Genomic DNA, 18,120 nt, shown 5'->3' with positions numbered 1-18,120 from the left:
ACAATTCTTAAAATATGGAAAATGAACTTAAGTTAAACAACACGATAGTAAAGTCTGATTCTTTATTAAAGGAAAAATTGTGGGTTGTAATACCTGTTGTTTTATTGTTAGGTTTGGCAGTTACATTAATTTATAATCATCACGCTGAATTTTCGTGGGATGGTTTTGTTCAGGGGCTTGATGAAAATCTTTTAGCGTTTTTTTTAATTGGTGCTTTTGCTCAATTGGTAGATGGCGCTTTAGGAATGGGATATGGAGCAACTTCTACGTCATTTTTATTGGCTTATGGAGTTTCGCCAGTTTTGAGCAGTACGGCAGTTCACGTTTCAGAAATGTTTACAACCGGAGCATCGGCGCTTTCGCACCACCGTTTTGGAAACATCAATAAAAAACTAGTCAAACATTTATTGATTCCCGGAGTTTTAGGATCAATTACAGGAGCTTATTTATTATCAGATGTTATTGACGGAGATATTATTAAGCCTTTTATTGCGGTTTACATGATTATTCTGGCAGTTGTAATTATCAGAAAAGCTTTGAGAAAAAGTGTTGTTAAAAAGAAAACTAAGAAACTAGGAGTTTTGGCAGTGTTTGGAGGTTTCATGGATTCTGTTGGAGGAGGAGGCTGGGGGCCAATTGTGACTTCAACATTGTTAGGAAGAGGAAGAAATCCGAAATATACCATAGGTTCTGTGAATGCGGCTGAGTTTGCCATTTCATTTGCAAGCGGAATTACTTTCATGCTTTTTGGCGGAATTCACGGTTGGCAGATCATTATCGGATTGATTTTAGGAGGAGTTATTTCAGCGCCAATAGCAGCTTATTTGGTAAATAGAATCAAAAGAAAACCAATGATGGTTGCGGTTGGAGTTCTAATTATATTATTGAGTTTAAAAACATTATCTAAATTATTGTAAAGATAATTTTAGAAAGGAGAGATTATGAGTGCGATTATTGTACAAGAATTATTAGAGAAAACTGCAGCTCTTTCGCTTGACGAAACCTTAGTTTTTTTAGCAAAAGAATTTCCGGGAAAAGTAATTTTCTCAACTTCTTTCGGTCAGGAAGATCAGGTAATTACTGATTTTATTGCAAAAAGTAATACAGATATTACGGTATTTACTTTAGACACTGGAAGATTATTTCAGGAAACTTACGATGTTTTTCATAAAACATTAAAAAAATACAAAAGACCAATCGAAGTTTTTTTCCCAGAAGCTGCTTCAGTAGAAAATCTTCTGAAAACAAAAGGGCCAAATAGCTTTTACGATTCGGTTGAAAACAGAAAAGAGTGCTGTTTTATTCGAAAAGTGGTTCCGTTAAGAAAAGCTTTGGCAGGAAACTCAGTTTGGATTACAGGTTTAAGAGCAGAACAATCAGAAAACAGACACGATTTAAGTTTGTTTGAATACGACGGAAACTTCGAAATCATCAAATTCAATCCATTGCTAAAATGGACTTTAGAAGAAGTTGAAACGTATTTATCCGAAAACAATGTTCCGCAAAACGCTTTACACAAACAAGGTTTCGTAAGTATTGGATGCGCACCGTGTACGAGAGCAATTTTTCCTGGAGAAGATATAAGAGCCGGAAGATGGTGGTGGGAATCAAGCCATAAAGAGTGCGGACTTCATAGTGCTAAGAAAGAGTAGATAGAAGCAAGAAGAAAGAGGCGAGACTTTCGCAGAGAATAGGATATAGATTATAGAATAAAGAGTGTAGATTTTTAGATCAGGCAACTTGAAACTTTAAACATGAAACCTGAAACAAAATTTTTCACAAACAAAATATCAAACAAAAAAACAATGAGTTCAGTATTAAAAACAAACGCTTTAGAGAGTGAAGCGATATACATTTTCAGAGAAGTAATTTCACAGTTTGACAAACCGGTTTTACTTTTCTCAGGAGGAAAAGATTCTATCACATTAGTGCGTTTGGCGCAAAAAGCATTTTTCCCTGCTAAGATTCCGTTTCCTCTATTACACGTTGATACGGGACACAATTTCCCTGAAACAATTGCTTTCAGAGATAAATTGGTAGAAGAATTAGGTTTAGAGCTAATCGTTCGTAATGTTCAGGATGCTATTGATGAAGGAAAAGTGGTTGAAGAAACTGGAAAATATTCAAGCCGTAACAGCTTGCAGACTACAACGCTTTTGGATGCAATTGAAGAATTTAAGTTTGACGCTTGTATTGGTGGTGCACGTCGTGATGAAGAAAAAGCAAGAGCAAAAGAACGTATTTTCTCTGTTCGTGATGATTTCGGACAATGGGACGAAAAAAATCAGAGACCTGAGTTGTTTGATATTTTAAATGGAAAAATCGAAAATGGACAAAACGTTCGTGTTTTCCCAATTTCAAACTGGACAGAATTAGATGTTTGGAGCTATATCGAGAAAGAACACATCGAGATTCCATCAATCTACTTCTCACATAAAAGAAAAGTTTTTTTGAGAGACGGTTTAATCTGGTCACATTCTCCTTTTGTGTACCAAGAAGAAGACGAACAAATCGAAGAAAGAATTGTTCGTTTCAGAACCGTTGGAGATATGAGTTGTACAGCAGCAGTTGAATCTTACGCAGCAACAATCGAAGAAGTAGTTGGAGAAATCAGATCATCAACCATTTCTGAAAGAGGAGCCAGAATTGATGACAAACGTTCGGAAGCTGCAATGGAAAAGAGAAAACAACAGGGATACTTTTAATAATTATGAGTTATGAATTGTGAATTATGAATGCAATTCAGAATTAATTAAAGTAAAAATCAAGAAAACAAAAACATACAGGTTTAATTTTTAGATAAAGTTTTTCAACAACTTGAAACCTGAAACTTGAAACAAAAATTTAAACCTGAAACAATATATAAGATGGACGTTTTAAAAATAGCAACAGCAGGAAGTGTAGATGACGGAAAAAGTACTTTGATCGGGAGATTATTGTACGATACAAAATCATTGACAACTGATAAAATAGAAGCAATCGAAAAAAGCAGTAAACAAAAAGGATACGATTATCTTGATTTTTCTTTGGCAACTGATGGTTTAGTAGCAGAAAGAGAACAAGGAATCACGATTGATGTTGCGCACATTTATTTTTCGACTGCAAAGAAAAGTTACATTATTGCCGATACTCCGGGGCACGTAGAATATACTAGAAACATGGTTACAGGAGCTTCGACTTCTCAGGTTTCTATTATTTTAATTGATGCTAGAAAAGGAGTAATCGAGCAGACTTACCGTCACTTTTTTATCAATAATTTATTGAGAGTAAAAGAAGTAATCGTTGCCATCAACAAAATGGACTTAGTAGATTATTCTGAAGAAGTTTTCAATAAAATCAAAGCTGATTTTCAGGCATTAAATGCAAAAAGTACTTTCAAAGAGCAAAACGTAAGTTACATTCCGTTAAGTGCAATCAACGGTGGAAACGTGGTTGATAAATCAGAAAATATGCCTTGGTATGATGGACAAACGGTATTGGAACATTTAGAAGGATTACATGCTTCTGATGTTTTTGAAGCAGGAAAAGCACGTTTCCCAGTTCAAACTGTGATTCGTCCAAAAACAGAAGAATACCACGATTTTAGAGGTTACGCAGGAAAATTATACGGAAACTCAATTAAAGTTGGAGATGCCGTAACGGTTCTTCCTTCTTTAACGGAATCAAAAGTATCTAAAATTCACTTTTTCGATAAAACATTTGACGAAGCCGTTGCAGGTTCTTCAATTACAATCGAATTAGAAAATGATATCAATGTAACAAGGGGTGATATGATTGTAAAATCATCGGAACTTCCAAAAATTGAAAAAGATATTACCACAACAGTTTGCTGGATGGACAGTAAAAAACTGGTTCCAGGAACTAAATATTTGGTACAACACAATACAAACAGAGTTTTAGCAAAAGTAGAAAGTATTAAAAACACAATTGCGACAGATTACTCAGGAACGACAGAAGCTTCTCAATTAGCTATTAACGAAATTGGAGAAGTAACGATCAAATTAAGCAAACCGTTATATTTTGATTCATACAACGAAAACAAATCAAACGGAGCTTTTATCTTAATTGATACAGCAACTAACACAACAGCAGGAGTAGGATTTATTAGGTAAACCTGCTATAAGCTTTAAGCAATAAGCCTTAAGCTTAAAAGATTGAAGACACAAAGTTTAAAAAGCTTATAGCCTACAGCTTAAAGCCTAAAGCAACAAAAAGAAAATGGAAAGTTTTAGAACAGAAATAGAAAATCCGGTAGTTCAGAAGGAGATTATCGAATTAGAAAAAAAGATTCACTTATTCCGTGGAGGAAAAATTGATGATGAGCGTTTTCGTAGTCTTCGTTTAGCGCGCGGAATCTACGGTCAGCGTCAGGAAGGCGTTCAGATGATTCGTATCAAATTGCCTTATGGTAAAGTGACCAGCGAGCAATTAGTGCGTATCACACAAGTTTCTGATGAATATTCTACAGGGCGTTTGCATATTACAACGCGTCAGGATATCCAGATTCACTACGTGAGTTTAGACCGAACACCAGAACTTTGGGCAGATTTAGCTAAAGACGATATCACACTTCGTGAAGCTTGTGGAAATACAGTTAGAAATATTACAGGAAGCGAATTGGCAGGTGTAGATGTAAACGAACCATTTGATGTTTCGCCTTATGCGCACGGACTTTTTCAATATTTGTTAAGAAACCCAATCTGTCAAGAAATGGGACGTAAATTCAAAATTTCGTTCTCTTCTTCGTACGAAGATACGGCGCTGAGCTATTTACACGATTTAGGATTTATTCCTAAAATTAAAGACGGACAAAAAGGTTTCAAAATCATGTTTGGAGGAGGTTTAGGATCTCAGCCAGCACATGCTGAATTGCTTTCGGAGTTTGTTCCAGTAAACGAAATCATCCCAACAGCGGAAGGAATCATTCGTATTTTCGACAGATATGGAGAACGTGCTAAAAGAATGAAAGCGCGTATGAAATTCTTAATCAAAGAAATGGGGAAAGATGTTTTCCTTGATTTGGTTGAACAAGAGAAAAAAGCCATCGCGTTTGAAACATACGAAATTGATACAACAGCTTTTGATGGTCCAATTCCAGAACCATTATTAGAAGTTCCGCAAGTCACAATCGAAGATACAGAAGCTTATGAAGCATGGAAAAAATCGAATGTAATCAAGCAGAAACAAGACGGTTATTATGCTATTGGAATCAAAGTTTTATTAGGTGATTTTTATACTGATAAAGCCAGATTATTAGCCGCTTTAATTAAAAATTACGCAGCAAATGAATTACGTTTTTCATTGCGTCAAAATATTGTAATTCGTCACGTAAAAGAAGAGAATTTACCATTCTTTTACCAAGAATTAGCCAAGTTGGATTTTGTTCAATTAGGATATAATTCAGTTGGAGATATTACGGCATGTCCGGGTACTGATACTTGTAATTTGGGGATTGCAAGTAGTACCGGTATTGCAGAAGAATTAGAAAGAGTTTTAACGGCAGAATATCCTCAGTATTTAAACAACCGCGAAATCGAAATTAAAATTTCAGGCTGTATGAATGCTTGCGGACAACATAATATGTCTGCAATTGGATTCCAAGGAATGTCTATCAACTCAGGTAAACTCGTTGCTCCGGCTTTACAAGTTTTACTTGGTGGAGGAAGATTAGGAAATGGAGCAGGACGTTTTGCTGATAAAGTAATCAAAGTGCCTAGTCGTAGAGGTCCTGATGCGTTGCGTACCATTTTAAATGATTTTGATGCTAACGGAAGCGGACAAAAATTCCTAGATTATTATGATACAAAAGGAGAAAAATATTTCTACGAAATCTTAAAGCCTTTTGCAGATGTAACCAATTTAACAGAAGCTGATTTTGTAGATTGGGGTAATGCAGACAATTACGTAAAAGCAGTTGGAGTTGGAGAATGTGCTGGAGTTGTGATCGATTTAGTGGCGACATTATTGTTTGAAGCGAAAGAGAAATTGATTTTGGCTCAAGAATCTTTCGACGAGAAAAAATGGTCAGATGCAATCTATCATGCTTATGCAGGATTTGTAAATGGAGCAAAAGCTTTGTTATTGTCAGAAAACCAAAAAACAAATCACCACGCTGGAATTGTAGACTTGTTTGATACTGTTTTTATCGATACTAATAAAATTGAATTAAACTCAACTTTTAAAGACTTGGTTTACCAAATCAATAAAAATGAACCATCTGACGCTTTCGCTAAAGATTACATTGCACAAGCAACAGTTTTCTTTGACAAAATCGAAACTTTCAGAGCACAGGAATTAGCAAATGCATAATATAAAACCCAAAATAACTTTAGTCGGTGCAGGTCCGGGCGATCCCGATTTACTGACGCTAAAAGCTGTAAAAACATTGGCTGAAGCAAATGTGGTTTTGTATGATGCTTTGGCCAACGAAGAAATTCTGGATTACGTGCCAAAAAGCGCAATTAGAATTTTTGTTGGAAAAAGAATTGGAAATCATGCTTACACGCAAGATCAAATCAATCAATTGATTGTTGATAATGCACTGACTTATGGAAACGTAGTGCGATTAAAAGGCGGTGATCCATTTATTTTTGGAAGAGGCGGAGAAGAAATTGATTTTGCAGAAAGTTTTGGAATCGAAACCATTGTAGTTCCAGGAATTTCATCAGTAGTTGCCGTTCCTGCAAGTCAGGGAATTTCGATTACAAAACGAGGCGTTTCAGAAAGCTTTTGGGCAATTACCGGAACAACTTCTGATAGAAAATTATCGTCAGATGTAGCTTTGGCAGCACAATCTTCTGCAACCGTTGTGATTTTGATGGGAATGCACAAATTGCCTCAAATTATCGATTTGTTTCAAAAAGAAAATAAAGGAAATTTACCTGTAGCGATCATTCAAAACGGAACAACAGCAGAAGAAAAAGTAGGCGTAGGAACCGTAGATTCGATTTTAGAAGTTGTAAAAGAAAAAGAATTAGGTTCGCCAGCGATTATTGTTCTAGGAGAAGTTGTCCGTGAAAGCAATAAACTAAAAGGATTTTACGAAGAATTTCTATCAAAAGAAATCGCAAGATAACTTTAGAATTTAACCATTAAGAGCATAAAGTTAATAAAGCGATGCTTAATCTTTCTTAATAACTTAATGGTAAAAAGAAAATTAAGAAAAGTTCTTAATTTTTAAAAAGGTATATTAAAGAACAAAAAGGTATAATTTTGTTTAGATGAAATTAAATTAAAATGGAACAAAACGAATTATATCCAATATTTCTAAAGCTTCACAATTTAAATGTACTAATTGTAGGCGGAGGAAATGTAGGTCTGGAAAAGCTTTCTTTCTTGCTCAAGTCAAGTCCGAACGCAAATGTTGAGGTAGTGGCAAAAGAATTTCATTTAGAAATAAAAGTTCTGGCCGAAAAACATCCTTCGATTAAATTAACAGAATCGAAGTTTAAAAAGAAAATGCTCAAAAAACGTCACATGGTAATTGCCTGTACAGACGATTTGAAAGTAAATAAAAAGGTTTACGATTTGGCGAGAAAACGTTATTTGATTTGCAATATAGCCGATACACCAGATTTATGTGATTATTATTTGGGCGGAATCGTAACAAAGGGAAATGTAAAAATTGCCATTTCAACCAACGGAAAATCACCAACAACAGCCAAAAGGCTTCGGGAGTTTTTTGAAGAAGTAATTCCTGAGGATATCAACCAAATGGTTGAGAACCTTAACGAATATAGAAAAAACCTTAAAGGTAATTTTGAGGATAAAGTGAAACGAATGAATGAGATCACGGCTTCACTCAAAAACAAGGAGTAAAAACAGCATAGAAATGAATGATAAAAATCATTGTCAGTAGAATAAATTATTCGTTTCTTTGTATTATTAAGAATGATTATAAACAACAACATAATGATTAAAACTGATATACTTATAATTGGAGCAGGCCCAACAGGTTTATTTGCCGTTTTCGAGGCAGGACTATTAAAATTAAAATGCCACATTCTTGACGCTTTACCACAGCCAGGAGGACAACTTTCAGAGTTATATCCAAAAAAGCCAATTTATGATATTCCTGGATTTCCAGAAGTATTAGCCGGAGATTTAGTTGATGGTTTAATGGAGCAAATTAAACAATTTGAGCCAGGTTTTACATTAGGAGAACGTGCTGAAACCATCGATAAACAAGAAGATGGATCTTTTATTGTAACATCAAATAAAGGAACTAAATTCCACGCCCCAGTTATCGCAATCGCTGGAGGTTTGGGAAGTTTTGAGCCTCGTAAACCACTTATTGAAGATATCGAGTTTTATGAAGATAAAGGAGTAAAATACTTCATCAAAAATCCTGAGAAATTCAGAGATAAAAGAGTTGTAATTGCAGGGGGAGGAGATTCAGCATTAGACTGGAGTATTTTCTTGGCAAACGTAGCTTCAGAAGTAACTTTAATCCACAGAAGAAACGAATTTAGAGGAGCTTTAGATTCTGTAGAAAAAGTACAGGAATTAAAATCAGCTGGAAAAATCAAATTAATCACTCCAGCAGAAGTTATCGGAATCAATGGTGCTGAGCATGTTGAGTCATTAGACATCGAAGAAAACGGCGCACACCGTAAAATCGAATGCGATTATTTCATCCCGCTTTTCGGATTAACACCAAAATTAGGTCCAATTGGAGACTGGGGATTAGAAATTGAGAAAAATGCAATTAAAGTAAACAATGCATTAGATTACCAAACTAACATTCCGGGAATCTTCGCTATTGGAGACGTAAATACATACCCAGGAAAATTAAAGTTGATCCTTTGTGGTTTCCACGAAGCAACTTTAATGTGCCAGGCTGCATACGGAATCATCAATCCAGGTAAAAAATACGTATTGAAATATACAACAGTTTCAGGAGTAGACGGTTTCGACGGAACACGTAAAGAAGCTCCAAAAGCAGTTGTGAAAGCGATTGTTTAAGTTGCTAAGATTCTTAGTTTCTAAGACACTAAGATTTTATAAAAAAAAAGCTCAAACTTTTTTAAAGTTTGAGCTTTTTTTTATAAAACATATTCAAACATAGCCAGTGGTTTCAACCACTGGAACACAACGTATAGACACAACGCACAATCAATTTACATGATAACAAAACAAAACAGATTATCACAATACGTTTCCCGTGGTTGAAACCACGGGCTATATTAGAAAAACAGGTTTAGCTTTTTTATTAATCCCAGAGGGATGACATATTTATAGAAAAGAAATTATTCGTTTGGGCAAGAGCTCAGCGGAGCGAAATATATTTCGCTCCGCTGGAGCTCTTGTGTTGTGCTTGTCTTTTTTCTATAAATATTATGCTCCTCTGGAGCTAAATCACGTAAAAGATAAAAACTTAGAATCTCAGTATCTTAGCCTCTCAGCAACTTCAAAAAAAACATTTGCAAATAGAAACCCTATTTCATACCTTTGCACTGTTCTTAAAATTATTGTCAGTTATCACGAAAGGCGGAGGGATAGACCCGATGAAACCTTAGCAACCCTTTATCATAAAGAAGGTGCTAAATTCTACTTTATACGACATTTTCCAGTATTAAAGATAGATAACACAAATACATACTCGTATTTCTCAAAACTTTTCTCGATAACATATAATATTTACTGAAACAGATTCTGTATCAGGAGCGAATCATTGGCGCATTTTTGCAGTCAATAGTTCCCGCTTTTCGTTGCAATCATTTTGTCCGCCGCGGCGGACAAAATAATTTCCACTTCAATCGGGGCTAAGGAGCCAGCAATAGTGCACTTTTGGAATTAATGTGAAAAAAATATCCGAAGCAAACCTAACAGGTTTTTAAAACCTGTTAGGTTTAAACTTCACAATCATAATAAAAAAAACTTAGCATCTTAGAACCTTAGCGTCTTAGCAGCTAAAACAAAAAAACATGGCAATTACAATTCAAGAAGCAATAAAAAAGAATATCCTAATCCTAGATGGAGCAATGGGAACAATGTTGCAGCGCTATAATTTCTCCGAAGAAGATTTCAGAGGAGAGCGTTTCAAAGATTTCCCGCATCCGTTAAAAGGAAACAACGATTTACTATCCCTAACACAACCACAAGCAATCCGCGATGTTCATGCCGCTTATTACGAAGCTGGTGCTGACATTGTAGAAACCAATACTTTCTCTGGAACGACAATCGGTATGGCCGATTATCATATGGAAGATTTGGTTTACGAGTTAAACTACGAATCGGCAAAAATTGCAAGACAAGTAGCCGATGAGTTTACTGCAAAAAAACCGGAAAAACCACGTTTTGTAGCCGGTTCAATCGGACCGACAAACCGTACAGCAAGTATGTCTCCAGATGTAAACGATCCAGGTTACAGAGCCGTAACTTTTGACGATTTGCGAATTGCTTACAAACAACAAGCAGAAGCTTTAATGGATGGTGGATGCGATTTACTTTTAGTAGAAACGATTTTCGATACACTGAATGCAAAAGCAGCACTTTTCGCAATTGAAGAAGTAAAAGAAGAACGAAACATCGATATTCCAATCATGGTTTCGGGAACAATTACAGATGCGTCTGGAAGAACACTTTCTGGACAAACTGTAGAAGCGTTTTTGATTTCAGTTTCGCATATTCCGTTATTAAGTGTAGGATTCAATTGCGCTCTTGGGGCCGATTTGTTGAAACCATACTTAAAAACATTAGCACATAATACAAGTTTTAATGTTTCGGCGCATCCAAACGCAGGATTGCCAAACGCTTTTGGACAATATGATGAAACGCCAGAACAAACTCAGGCTTTCATTAAAGAATATTTAGATGATAATTTAATCAATATTATTGGCGGTTGTTGTGGTACAACTCCAGATCATATTAGATTAATGGCTGAAGTTGCGAAGGATTATAAGCCTAGAGTGGCACCAGTAACTGTATAGTCTAATTTTTGAAATATTAAATATGAAATTTAAATATCTGGTTTTATTAGTTTTTCTTTCAACTTTACTTACGCAATGTGCTTCGTCAGCAAGCATCGAAGGAATGACAGTTAAAGATTATAAAGCCGAAAAGAAAATTGGAGATAAAATTTTCATTAAGTCTGTTACAGGCGGAAAAAAAACAAATCCTTTATGGACATCTAAGATTTCTAATGAAAATTTTGGAGAAGCATTTAAAAAATCTGTTATTGAATCGGAAGTATTTTCGAAAATAGATTCGATTGCAAATGATGAGAATTGGGTTCTTGAAATTAATTTGATTTCTGTTGATCAACCTTTTTTTGGTATGACCTTTACGGTCAAAACTACAATAGAATATAAATTGTATTATCAAAATAAATTGAGGTTCAGCAAGAATATTAAACAATCTGGAAGTGCTACAACATCAGATGCCATTTTAGGAGTAAAAAGGTTGCGATTAGCGAACGAAGTGTCGGCAAAAAATAATATAAATGAGTTACTCCGATCTTTAAACGAAATTTCTTTATAGATAATAATTTTAAATGCTTAAATGAAGAACTTATTGAATGAAGCAATTACGAATAATAGTATCAGTATTTGTCCTTTTTGGTTTGCTTGGTTTCGGAAGTAAGAAAAAAGAGAAGCCATCTGATTTTTATTTTGTAATTAACGATGGTAGATGTGATGCTTATAATTCTCAAAACAGTACTTTTTCTCGAAAATATTCAGAAGGAGAAAGAGTTACAAAAATTGAATTAACAGAAAAGGAAAAAGAAAAAATATATTCATTGATTCAGAGAAGTAATTTTTTGAAAATGCCAATGAAATTTGAACCAAGAGGCGAAATAGTAATTAAGGATCCAAGCTTTACAAGAGTAATAGTTGCTAATGTAAGTGGAGAAAAAAAATGGGTGAGTTATAATAATGGATGGACAAATACTTTAAATGAAAAAAAAGCGAAACCTTTTTTAGATTTATATACTGAGATTTGGAATGTCTTGTATAAAAAACAAGAAGTAAGAGGAATAGATAAATCGGATATTCATTTTAAATAATTGAAGAAAAATAGAGTTCATTTTGAAACCGAATCTGCGTGAGGGATAGAAGTGAAAAGCCCACAGCCTGACGAAGGAAGAGCGAGGACTTGTAATGGATAGCCCGGCCCAGAGGGACACGCCCAAATTAATAAAAGATTATAGGTTTAAACACCTAAAAAAATATAGAATAAAAAACTCAGAATCTAAGCATCTTAGAATCTTAGTAACTTAAAAAGAAATGACAGAAAAAAGAAGAGACCTTGTATTATCAGGATTAGAACCGTTGATTATTACGCCCGAAAGTGTTTTCGTTAATGTTGGTGAGCGTACGAATGTAACAGGTTCAAGAAAATTCCTAAGATTAATCAAGGAAGAGAAATATGACGAGGCACTTGATATTGCGAGACAACAAGTAGAAGGAGGAGCACAAATCATCGATATTAATATGGATGAGGGAATGCTTGACGGTGTTACTGCGATGACTAAATTTTTGAATTTAATTGCTGCAGAACCAGATATTTCGAGAGTGCCAATTATGATCGACAGCTCGAAATGGGAAATCATCGAAGCAGGTCTAAAAGTAGTACAAGGAAAAAGCGTTGTAAACTCGATTTCGTTAAAAGAAGGAGAAGAAGCCTTTATTCACCACGCCAAATTAATCAAACGTTACGGAGCAGCTGCTATTGTTATGGCATTTGACGAAGTGGGTCAGGCGGATAATTACGATCGTAGAGTGGAGATTTGCCAACGTTCGTATGATATTTTGGTAAATAAAGTAGGATTCCCTCCGCAGGATATTATTTTCGATTTGAATATTTTCCCAGTTGCAACAGGAATGGAAGAACACCGCCTGAATGCTCTGGACTTTTTTAGAGGAACAAAATGGGTTCGTGAGAATTTGCCACACGCACATATCAGTGGTGGAGTGAGTAACGTTTCATTCTCGTTTAGAGGAAATGATGTTGTTCGTGAAGCGATGCACTCGGTGTTTTTGTATCACGCAATTAAAGAAGGAATGACGATGGGAATCGTAAATCCAGAGATGCTTACGATTTACGATGATATTCCGAAAGACTTATTAGAACACGTTGAAGACGTAATTTTAGATAGACGTGACGATGCTACTGAAAGACTTTTAGACTTTGCAGAAAATGTAAAAGGCGAAGTAAAAAGCGATGAAAAAGCGATTCAGGAATGGCGTTTAGGATCTGTTCAGGATCGTATTACACATTCGTTGGTAAAAGGAATCGATGCTTTTATTGAAGAAGATGTAGAAGAAGCCCGTTTAGCAGCAACGAAACCAATTGAAGTTATCGAAATCAATTTAATGGCCGGAATGAATGTGGTTGGAGATTTATTCGGGAGCGGAAAAATGTTCTTGCCTCAGGTAGTAAAATCGGCTCGTGTAATGAAAAAAGCGGTGGCTTATTTATTGCCTTTTATAGAAGCAAGCAAACAAGCGGGAGATAAACAAGGAAACGGAAAAATCCTGATGGCGACTGTAAAAGGTGACGTTCATGATATTGGTAAAAACATCGTTTCGGTTGTATTGGCTTGTAACAATTATGAGATTGTAGATCTTGGTGTAATGGTTCCTCCGGAAAAAATCATTGCAGCGGCGATTGAACATCAAGTAGATATTATTGGATTAAGCGGATTGATCACTCCTTCGCTTGACGAAATGGTTTATTTAGCCAAAGAATTAGACAAACAAGATATTAAAATCCCGATTATGATTGGCGGGGCAACGACTTCGCGCGCGCATACTGCCGTGAAAATTGCACCTCAATACAGAGAAACTGTAATTCACGTAAACGATGCTTCGAGAGCTGTTACGGTTGCAGGAAATCTTTTAGATCATAACCGAAAAATATATGCGGCAGATATTCGTGCAGAATACGATTCGTTTAGAGAAACGTTCTTAAATCGTTCAAGAGACAAAAACTTCCTGACGATTGAAGATGCCCGTAAAAACAAATTGCCATTGGATTGGTCTGAATATACGCCAACTAAACCAAAAGTAATTGGCAAACAAATTGTCGAAGTTGAACTGGATGTTTTGGTTCCGTATATTGACTGGACACCGTTTTTCCAGACTTGGGAATTGTACGGAAAGTATCCAGCGATTTTAACCGATGAGGTTGTGGGCGAACAAGCAACATCTGTTTTTAAAGATGCTCAGGCGATGCTTAAAGTAATTTTAGAAGAGAAAAAACTAAAAGCGAAAGGTATTTACGGAATTTTCCCTGCGAATCAAGTTGGTGATGACGATATTGAATTGCGTGATGAAAACGGAAAAGTTTTAGAAAAGTTCTTAACGCTTCGCCAGCAATCACAAAAAACAAAAGGTGCTCCAAACATTGCTTTAGCCGATTTTATTCTGCCAAAAGAAAGCGGAATTGAAGATTATATGGGAGCGTTTTGCGTAACCACAGGTTTTGGTGTAGATGAATGGGCTGCGGAATATGAAAAGAATTTAGACGATTATAATTCGATTATGGTTAAAGCGCTTGCCGATCGTTTTGCTGAGGCTTTCGCCGAATATCTTCACGAGAGAGTTCGTAAAGATTTTTGGGGTTATGACAGCGAAGAATCTTTAACCAACGAAGAATTGATTAAGGAAAATTATAAAGGAATTCGTCCGGCTCCGGGTTATCCAGCTTGTCCTGATCACTTGGAAAAACCAACGATTTGGAAGCTTTTAAATGTAGCCGAAGAAATTGGAGTTACCCTGACAGAAAGTATGGCGATGTGGCCGGCTTCTTCGGTTTCAGGATATTATTTTGGAAATCCAAAAAGCCGATATTTCGGATTAGGAAAAATAAAAGAAGATCAGGTTGTAGATTACGCCAAACGACGTAATGTCTCAACAGATTACGCCATGAAATGGTTAAACCCTAATATAGCAGATTAATAAAAGTTATTTTGGTTTCAGGTTTCAGGTTTCAAGTTCTCTACAGCAACTTGAAACTTGAAACCTAAAACTTGAAACAAAAAATAAAAAATGAAAGTAACAGAGCATATAGAAAACGCCAAAGGAAAAACATTATTCTCATTTGAAATTATTCCACCTCAAAAGGGGAAAAGCATTCAGGAATTATACGATAATATTGATCCGTTAATGGAGTTTAAACCGCCGTTTATTGATGTAACGACTTCTCGTGAAGAATATATTTATATTGATAAAGGTAACGGACTTTTGGATAAGAAATTAACTCGTATGCGTCCAGGAACGCTTGGAATTTGCGCTTCTATAAAACATAAATACAATGTAGATACGGTGCCGCATTTGCTTTGCGGTGGATTTACACAAGAGGAAACCGAATACATGCTGGTTGATTGTCAGTATTTAGGAATCAACAACGTAATGGCACTTCGCGGCGATGCAATGAAAGATGAACAATCTTTTGTACCGAAAGCAGGAGGAAATCATTACGCAGTTGATTTGGTTCGTCAAATCAAAGATTTAAATTGTGGAAAATATCTGCACGAAGTGATGGATATTGATAATAAAGCTGACTTTTGTATTGGTGTTGCGGGTTATCCGGAAAAACATTTAGAATCACCATCTTTACAATCAGATTTAAAAAGATTAAAAGAAAAAGTAGATGCAGGAGCAGATTATGTGGTAACACAAATGTTTTTTGACAACTCAAAATATTTTGCCTTTGTAGAAAAAGCAAGAGAAATGGGAATCACAATTCCGATTATTCCTGGAATTAAACCAATTGCAGTTCAGAGACATTTACAAGTTTTACCGCAAATTTTCAGAATCGATTTGCCAGAAGATTTAATCGATGCTGTAGATAAATGCAAAAATAATGTTGAAATCAAACAAGTCGGAATCGAATGGGCGATTCAGCAGTCATTAGAATTGAAAGCCGCTGGAGTTCCGTTTTTACATTATTATTCAATGGGAAAATCGGAGAATATCCGCCAGATTGCAAGTCAGGTTTTTTAAGGTCTTTGCGAGGAACTTTGTCAAAGTTTTAAACTTTGACAAAGTTGTTCAGCACTAAGAAGGCAGTCTTGGAATTTGGAATTTTTTAAGTTTGGATTTTAAATTTTTACAACCATGAAACAAGAAGAACTACAAGCCATAGCCTCTCAATTAAAACAGCCATCGGGGGAAAAAGGAATCGAAATGGGCAATATGATGAACGAGACGAACATCAATATGACCAAACATTCGATTCAGAATCTAAATATTTCAAACGAAAATAGAATTCTGGAACTCGGACATGGAAATGCAGGACATGTAGAATTTCTGTTTGAACAAGCCAAAAATCTAAAATATTACGGACTGGAAATGTCGGAACTGATGTTTCAGGAAGCAAGACAAATCAACCGAAATTTCGTTTCTCAAAAACAGGCTTTCTTTTCACTTTATGACGGAAATACGATTCCGTTTGAAGATGGATTGTTCGATAAAATATTTACTGTAAATACGATTTATTTCTGGCAGAAGCCTGAAGAATTACTTTCAGAAATCTACAGGGTTTTAAAACCAAATGGAAATTTCTGCCTGACATTTGCCGAAGAAGATTTTATGAAAAAACTGCCTTTTACGCAATTCGAATTTGAATTGTACAGTACAGAAAAAGCGCAGGAATTAATCAAAAAATCGGATTTTAAAATTGTGTATACAGAAACACAAACCGAAAAAGTAAAAAGCAAAACAGGAGAATTAGTCGATAGAGCTTTTACTACCATTGTTCTGGAGAAATAATTTTTTTTTCCACAGATTATAAAGATTAGCACAGATTAGAAAATCATTTTAATCCCTATAATCTGTGGCAAAAAAATAACCAATCAATTTTTGCAATCCTTTTTTGAGTACTTTCATTACTTTATTATTTAATCTTTCTGAATTATAATTCTCTACATTATGGAAGTTAAGAAAATCAATTTTTTGCAGAGTTACAGCAGTATTTTATGGCTTCTTGGCGGAATCATAATCGGAAGTATTTTTGGTTTGGTGTTTGGAGAAGATGTTTTGATTATAAAACCACTTGGCGATATATTCCTTAATTTACTTTTTACAGCCATTATTCCGCTTATTTTCTTCACAATCGGTTCTTCGGTTGCGAATTTGGAACGAACAGAAAAGCTAGGAAAACTATTTGTCATAATGTTATTGGTTTTTCTCGCTACAATTTTAATTTCTGCCATTGTAATGATTTTTGCTGTTTATCTTTTTCCAATTCATGAAGATATTGCGATTGCGAAAGTTCCGTTTGAAGAAGTAGCATCAGGATCGGCGGGAGATCAAATTGCCAAACTGCTTACAGCCAATGATTTCTTCGAATTATTGTCTCGAAAAAGTATGCTCGCGTTGATTATTTTTTCTTTTTTAGTGGGTTTCGCTACATTACAATCTGGAGAAAAAGGAAATGCTTTCAAGAGTTTTCTGGATTCAGGAAACGAGGTAATGAAACAACTTTTAAACATCATCATGAAACTTGCGCCAATTGGTTTAGGAGCGTATTTTGCTTATCAAGTTGGAGTTTTTGGGCCACAATTGCTAGGCGTTTATGCAAAACCAATGGCAGTTTATTACGCCGCCTGTATTTTCTATTTCTTTGTTTTCTTTAGTTTATATGCCCTTGTCGCTGGCGGAAAAAGAGCTTTTAAAGTTTTTTGGAGCAATAACATAATGCCTTCTTTAACCGCTGTAGGAACCTGTAGTAGTATTGCAACCATTCCAGCCAATTTAGCGGCTGCAGAAAAAATGGGAATTCCGGCACATGTACGAAATCTGGTAATTCCGCTTGGTGCGCCTCTACACAAAGACGGTTCGAGTATGTCATCCATCTTAAAAATAACCTTTTTGTTTGCCATGTTTGGCAAAGATTTTTCAGATCCGATGACGATTCTTTTAGCACTTGGAATTACAGTTATAGTTTCAATTGTCGAAGGCGGAATTCCAAACGGAGGTTATATTGGAGAAATTTTAGCCATAACAGTTTATGGTTTTCCAATGGAACAAGCTTTGCCAGTTGCCATGATTTTAGGAACTCTGGTTGATCCAATTGCTACTTTATTAAACGCAAACGGTGACGTAATTTGTTCGATGATGGTTTCGCGGTTCTCAGAAAAGACAAAGTAGTAGCTTCACTATAAATTTCCAA

The 18,120-nt window shown here is 35.5% G+C and carries 15 protein-coding genes and 1 riboswitch; all 15 genes read left to right on the top strand.

Annotated elements, in window-relative coordinates; all coding sequences use genetic code 11:
- Positions 1-14 precede the first annotated feature (14 nt).
- Entirely contained in the window at positions 15-917 is a 903-nt protein-coding gene (locus tag AC3Y25_RS00830) for a sulfite exporter TauE/SafE family protein (RefSeq protein WP_489901429.1), read from the top strand.
- A 24-nt stretch (positions 918-941) separates the two neighbouring features.
- The gene (locus tag AC3Y25_RS00825) at positions 942-1,652 is read left to right on the top strand and encodes a phosphoadenylyl-sulfate reductase (RefSeq protein ID WP_427871956.1); all 711 of its coding nucleotides are present in this window, start codon (positions 942-944) and stop codon (positions 1,650-1,652) included.
- Positions 1,653-1,805: 153 nt separating this feature from the next.
- Positions 1,806-2,705 carry a sulfate adenylyltransferase subunit CysD gene (cysD, locus tag AC3Y25_RS00820; RefSeq protein WP_017497285.1) on the top strand — a complete coding sequence of 300 codons (900 nt, stop codon included), beginning with the start codon at positions 1,806-1,808 and terminating at the stop codon, positions 2,703-2,705.
- 162 nt (positions 2,706-2,867) lie between these two features.
- Positions 2,868-4,112, top strand: coding sequence for a sulfate adenylyltransferase subunit 1 (locus AC3Y25_RS00815; RefSeq protein WP_095928065.1), 1,245 nt, complete (start codon positions 2,868-2,870; stop codon positions 4,110-4,112).
- A gap of 106 nt (positions 4,113-4,218) precedes the next feature.
- The gene (locus tag AC3Y25_RS00810) at positions 4,219-6,309 is read left to right on the top strand and encodes a HEPN domain-containing protein (RefSeq protein WP_489901428.1); all 2,091 of its coding nucleotides are present in this window, start codon (positions 4,219-4,221) and stop codon (positions 6,307-6,309) included.
- On the top strand, positions 6,302-7,075 hold the full coding sequence (cobA, locus tag AC3Y25_RS00805) for a uroporphyrinogen-III C-methyltransferase (protein WP_489901427.1): 774 nt from the start codon (positions 6,302-6,304) through the stop codon (positions 7,073-7,075). Before AC3Y25_RS00810 ends, cobA begins: the two co-directional genes overlap by 8 nt.
- A gap of 161 nt (positions 7,076-7,236) precedes the next feature.
- Positions 7,237-7,818 carry a precorrin-2 dehydrogenase/sirohydrochlorin ferrochelatase family protein gene (locus AC3Y25_RS00800; RefSeq protein WP_489901426.1) on the top strand — a complete coding sequence of 194 codons (582 nt, stop codon included), beginning with the start codon at positions 7,237-7,239 and terminating at the stop codon, positions 7,816-7,818.
- Between the two features lie 93 nt (positions 7,819-7,911).
- Positions 7,912-8,964: an NAD(P)/FAD-dependent oxidoreductase gene (locus tag AC3Y25_RS00795; protein WP_073407989.1), complete on the top strand. Its 1,053-nt coding sequence runs from the start codon at positions 7,912-7,914 to the stop codon at positions 8,962-8,964.
- A gap of 510 nt (positions 8,965-9,474) precedes the next feature.
- Positions 9,475-9,591: riboswitch (SAM riboswitch) on the top strand.
- Between the two features lie 335 nt (positions 9,592-9,926).
- Positions 9,927-10,931, top strand: coding sequence for a homocysteine S-methyltransferase family protein (locus tag AC3Y25_RS00790; RefSeq protein ID WP_489901425.1), 1,005 nt, complete (start codon positions 9,927-9,929; stop codon positions 10,929-10,931).
- A gap of 22 nt (positions 10,932-10,953) precedes the next feature.
- A complete protein-coding gene (locus AC3Y25_RS00785) occupies positions 10,954-11,481 on the top strand; it encodes a hypothetical protein (protein WP_489901424.1) in 528 nt (175 codons plus the stop codon).
- A 37-nt stretch (positions 11,482-11,518) separates the two neighbouring features.
- Entirely contained in the window at positions 11,519-12,007 is a 489-nt protein-coding gene (locus AC3Y25_RS00780) for a hypothetical protein (RefSeq protein WP_489901423.1), read from the top strand.
- Positions 12,008-12,227: 220 nt separating this feature from the next.
- The gene (gene metH / locus AC3Y25_RS00775) at positions 12,228-14,903 is read left to right on the top strand and encodes a methionine synthase (protein ID WP_489901422.1); all 2,676 of its coding nucleotides are present in this window, start codon (positions 12,228-12,230) and stop codon (positions 14,901-14,903) included.
- 90 nt (positions 14,904-14,993) lie between these two features.
- Complete coding sequence (metF, locus tag AC3Y25_RS00770) at positions 14,994-15,950, top strand: methylenetetrahydrofolate reductase [NAD(P)H] (protein ID WP_489901421.1); 957 nt, start codon at positions 14,994-14,996, stop codon at positions 15,948-15,950.
- A 114-nt stretch (positions 15,951-16,064) separates the two neighbouring features.
- On the top strand, positions 16,065-16,718 hold the full coding sequence (locus tag AC3Y25_RS00765) for a class I SAM-dependent methyltransferase (protein WP_489901420.1): 654 nt from the start codon (positions 16,065-16,067) through the stop codon (positions 16,716-16,718).
- Between the two features lie 159 nt (positions 16,719-16,877).
- Positions 16,878-18,098 (top strand): dicarboxylate/amino acid:cation symporter, encoded by a 1,221-nt coding sequence (locus AC3Y25_RS00760; RefSeq protein WP_489901419.1) that lies wholly within the window; start codon positions 16,878-16,880, stop codon positions 18,096-18,098.
- The last annotated feature ends 22 nt before the right edge of the window (positions 18,099-18,120 follow it).

Source organism: Flavobacterium sp. LK-23, assembly GCF_058135255.1.
Note: the sequence above shows the minus strand (reverse complement) of the source record. Positions and strands in the feature narration are given on the sequence as shown.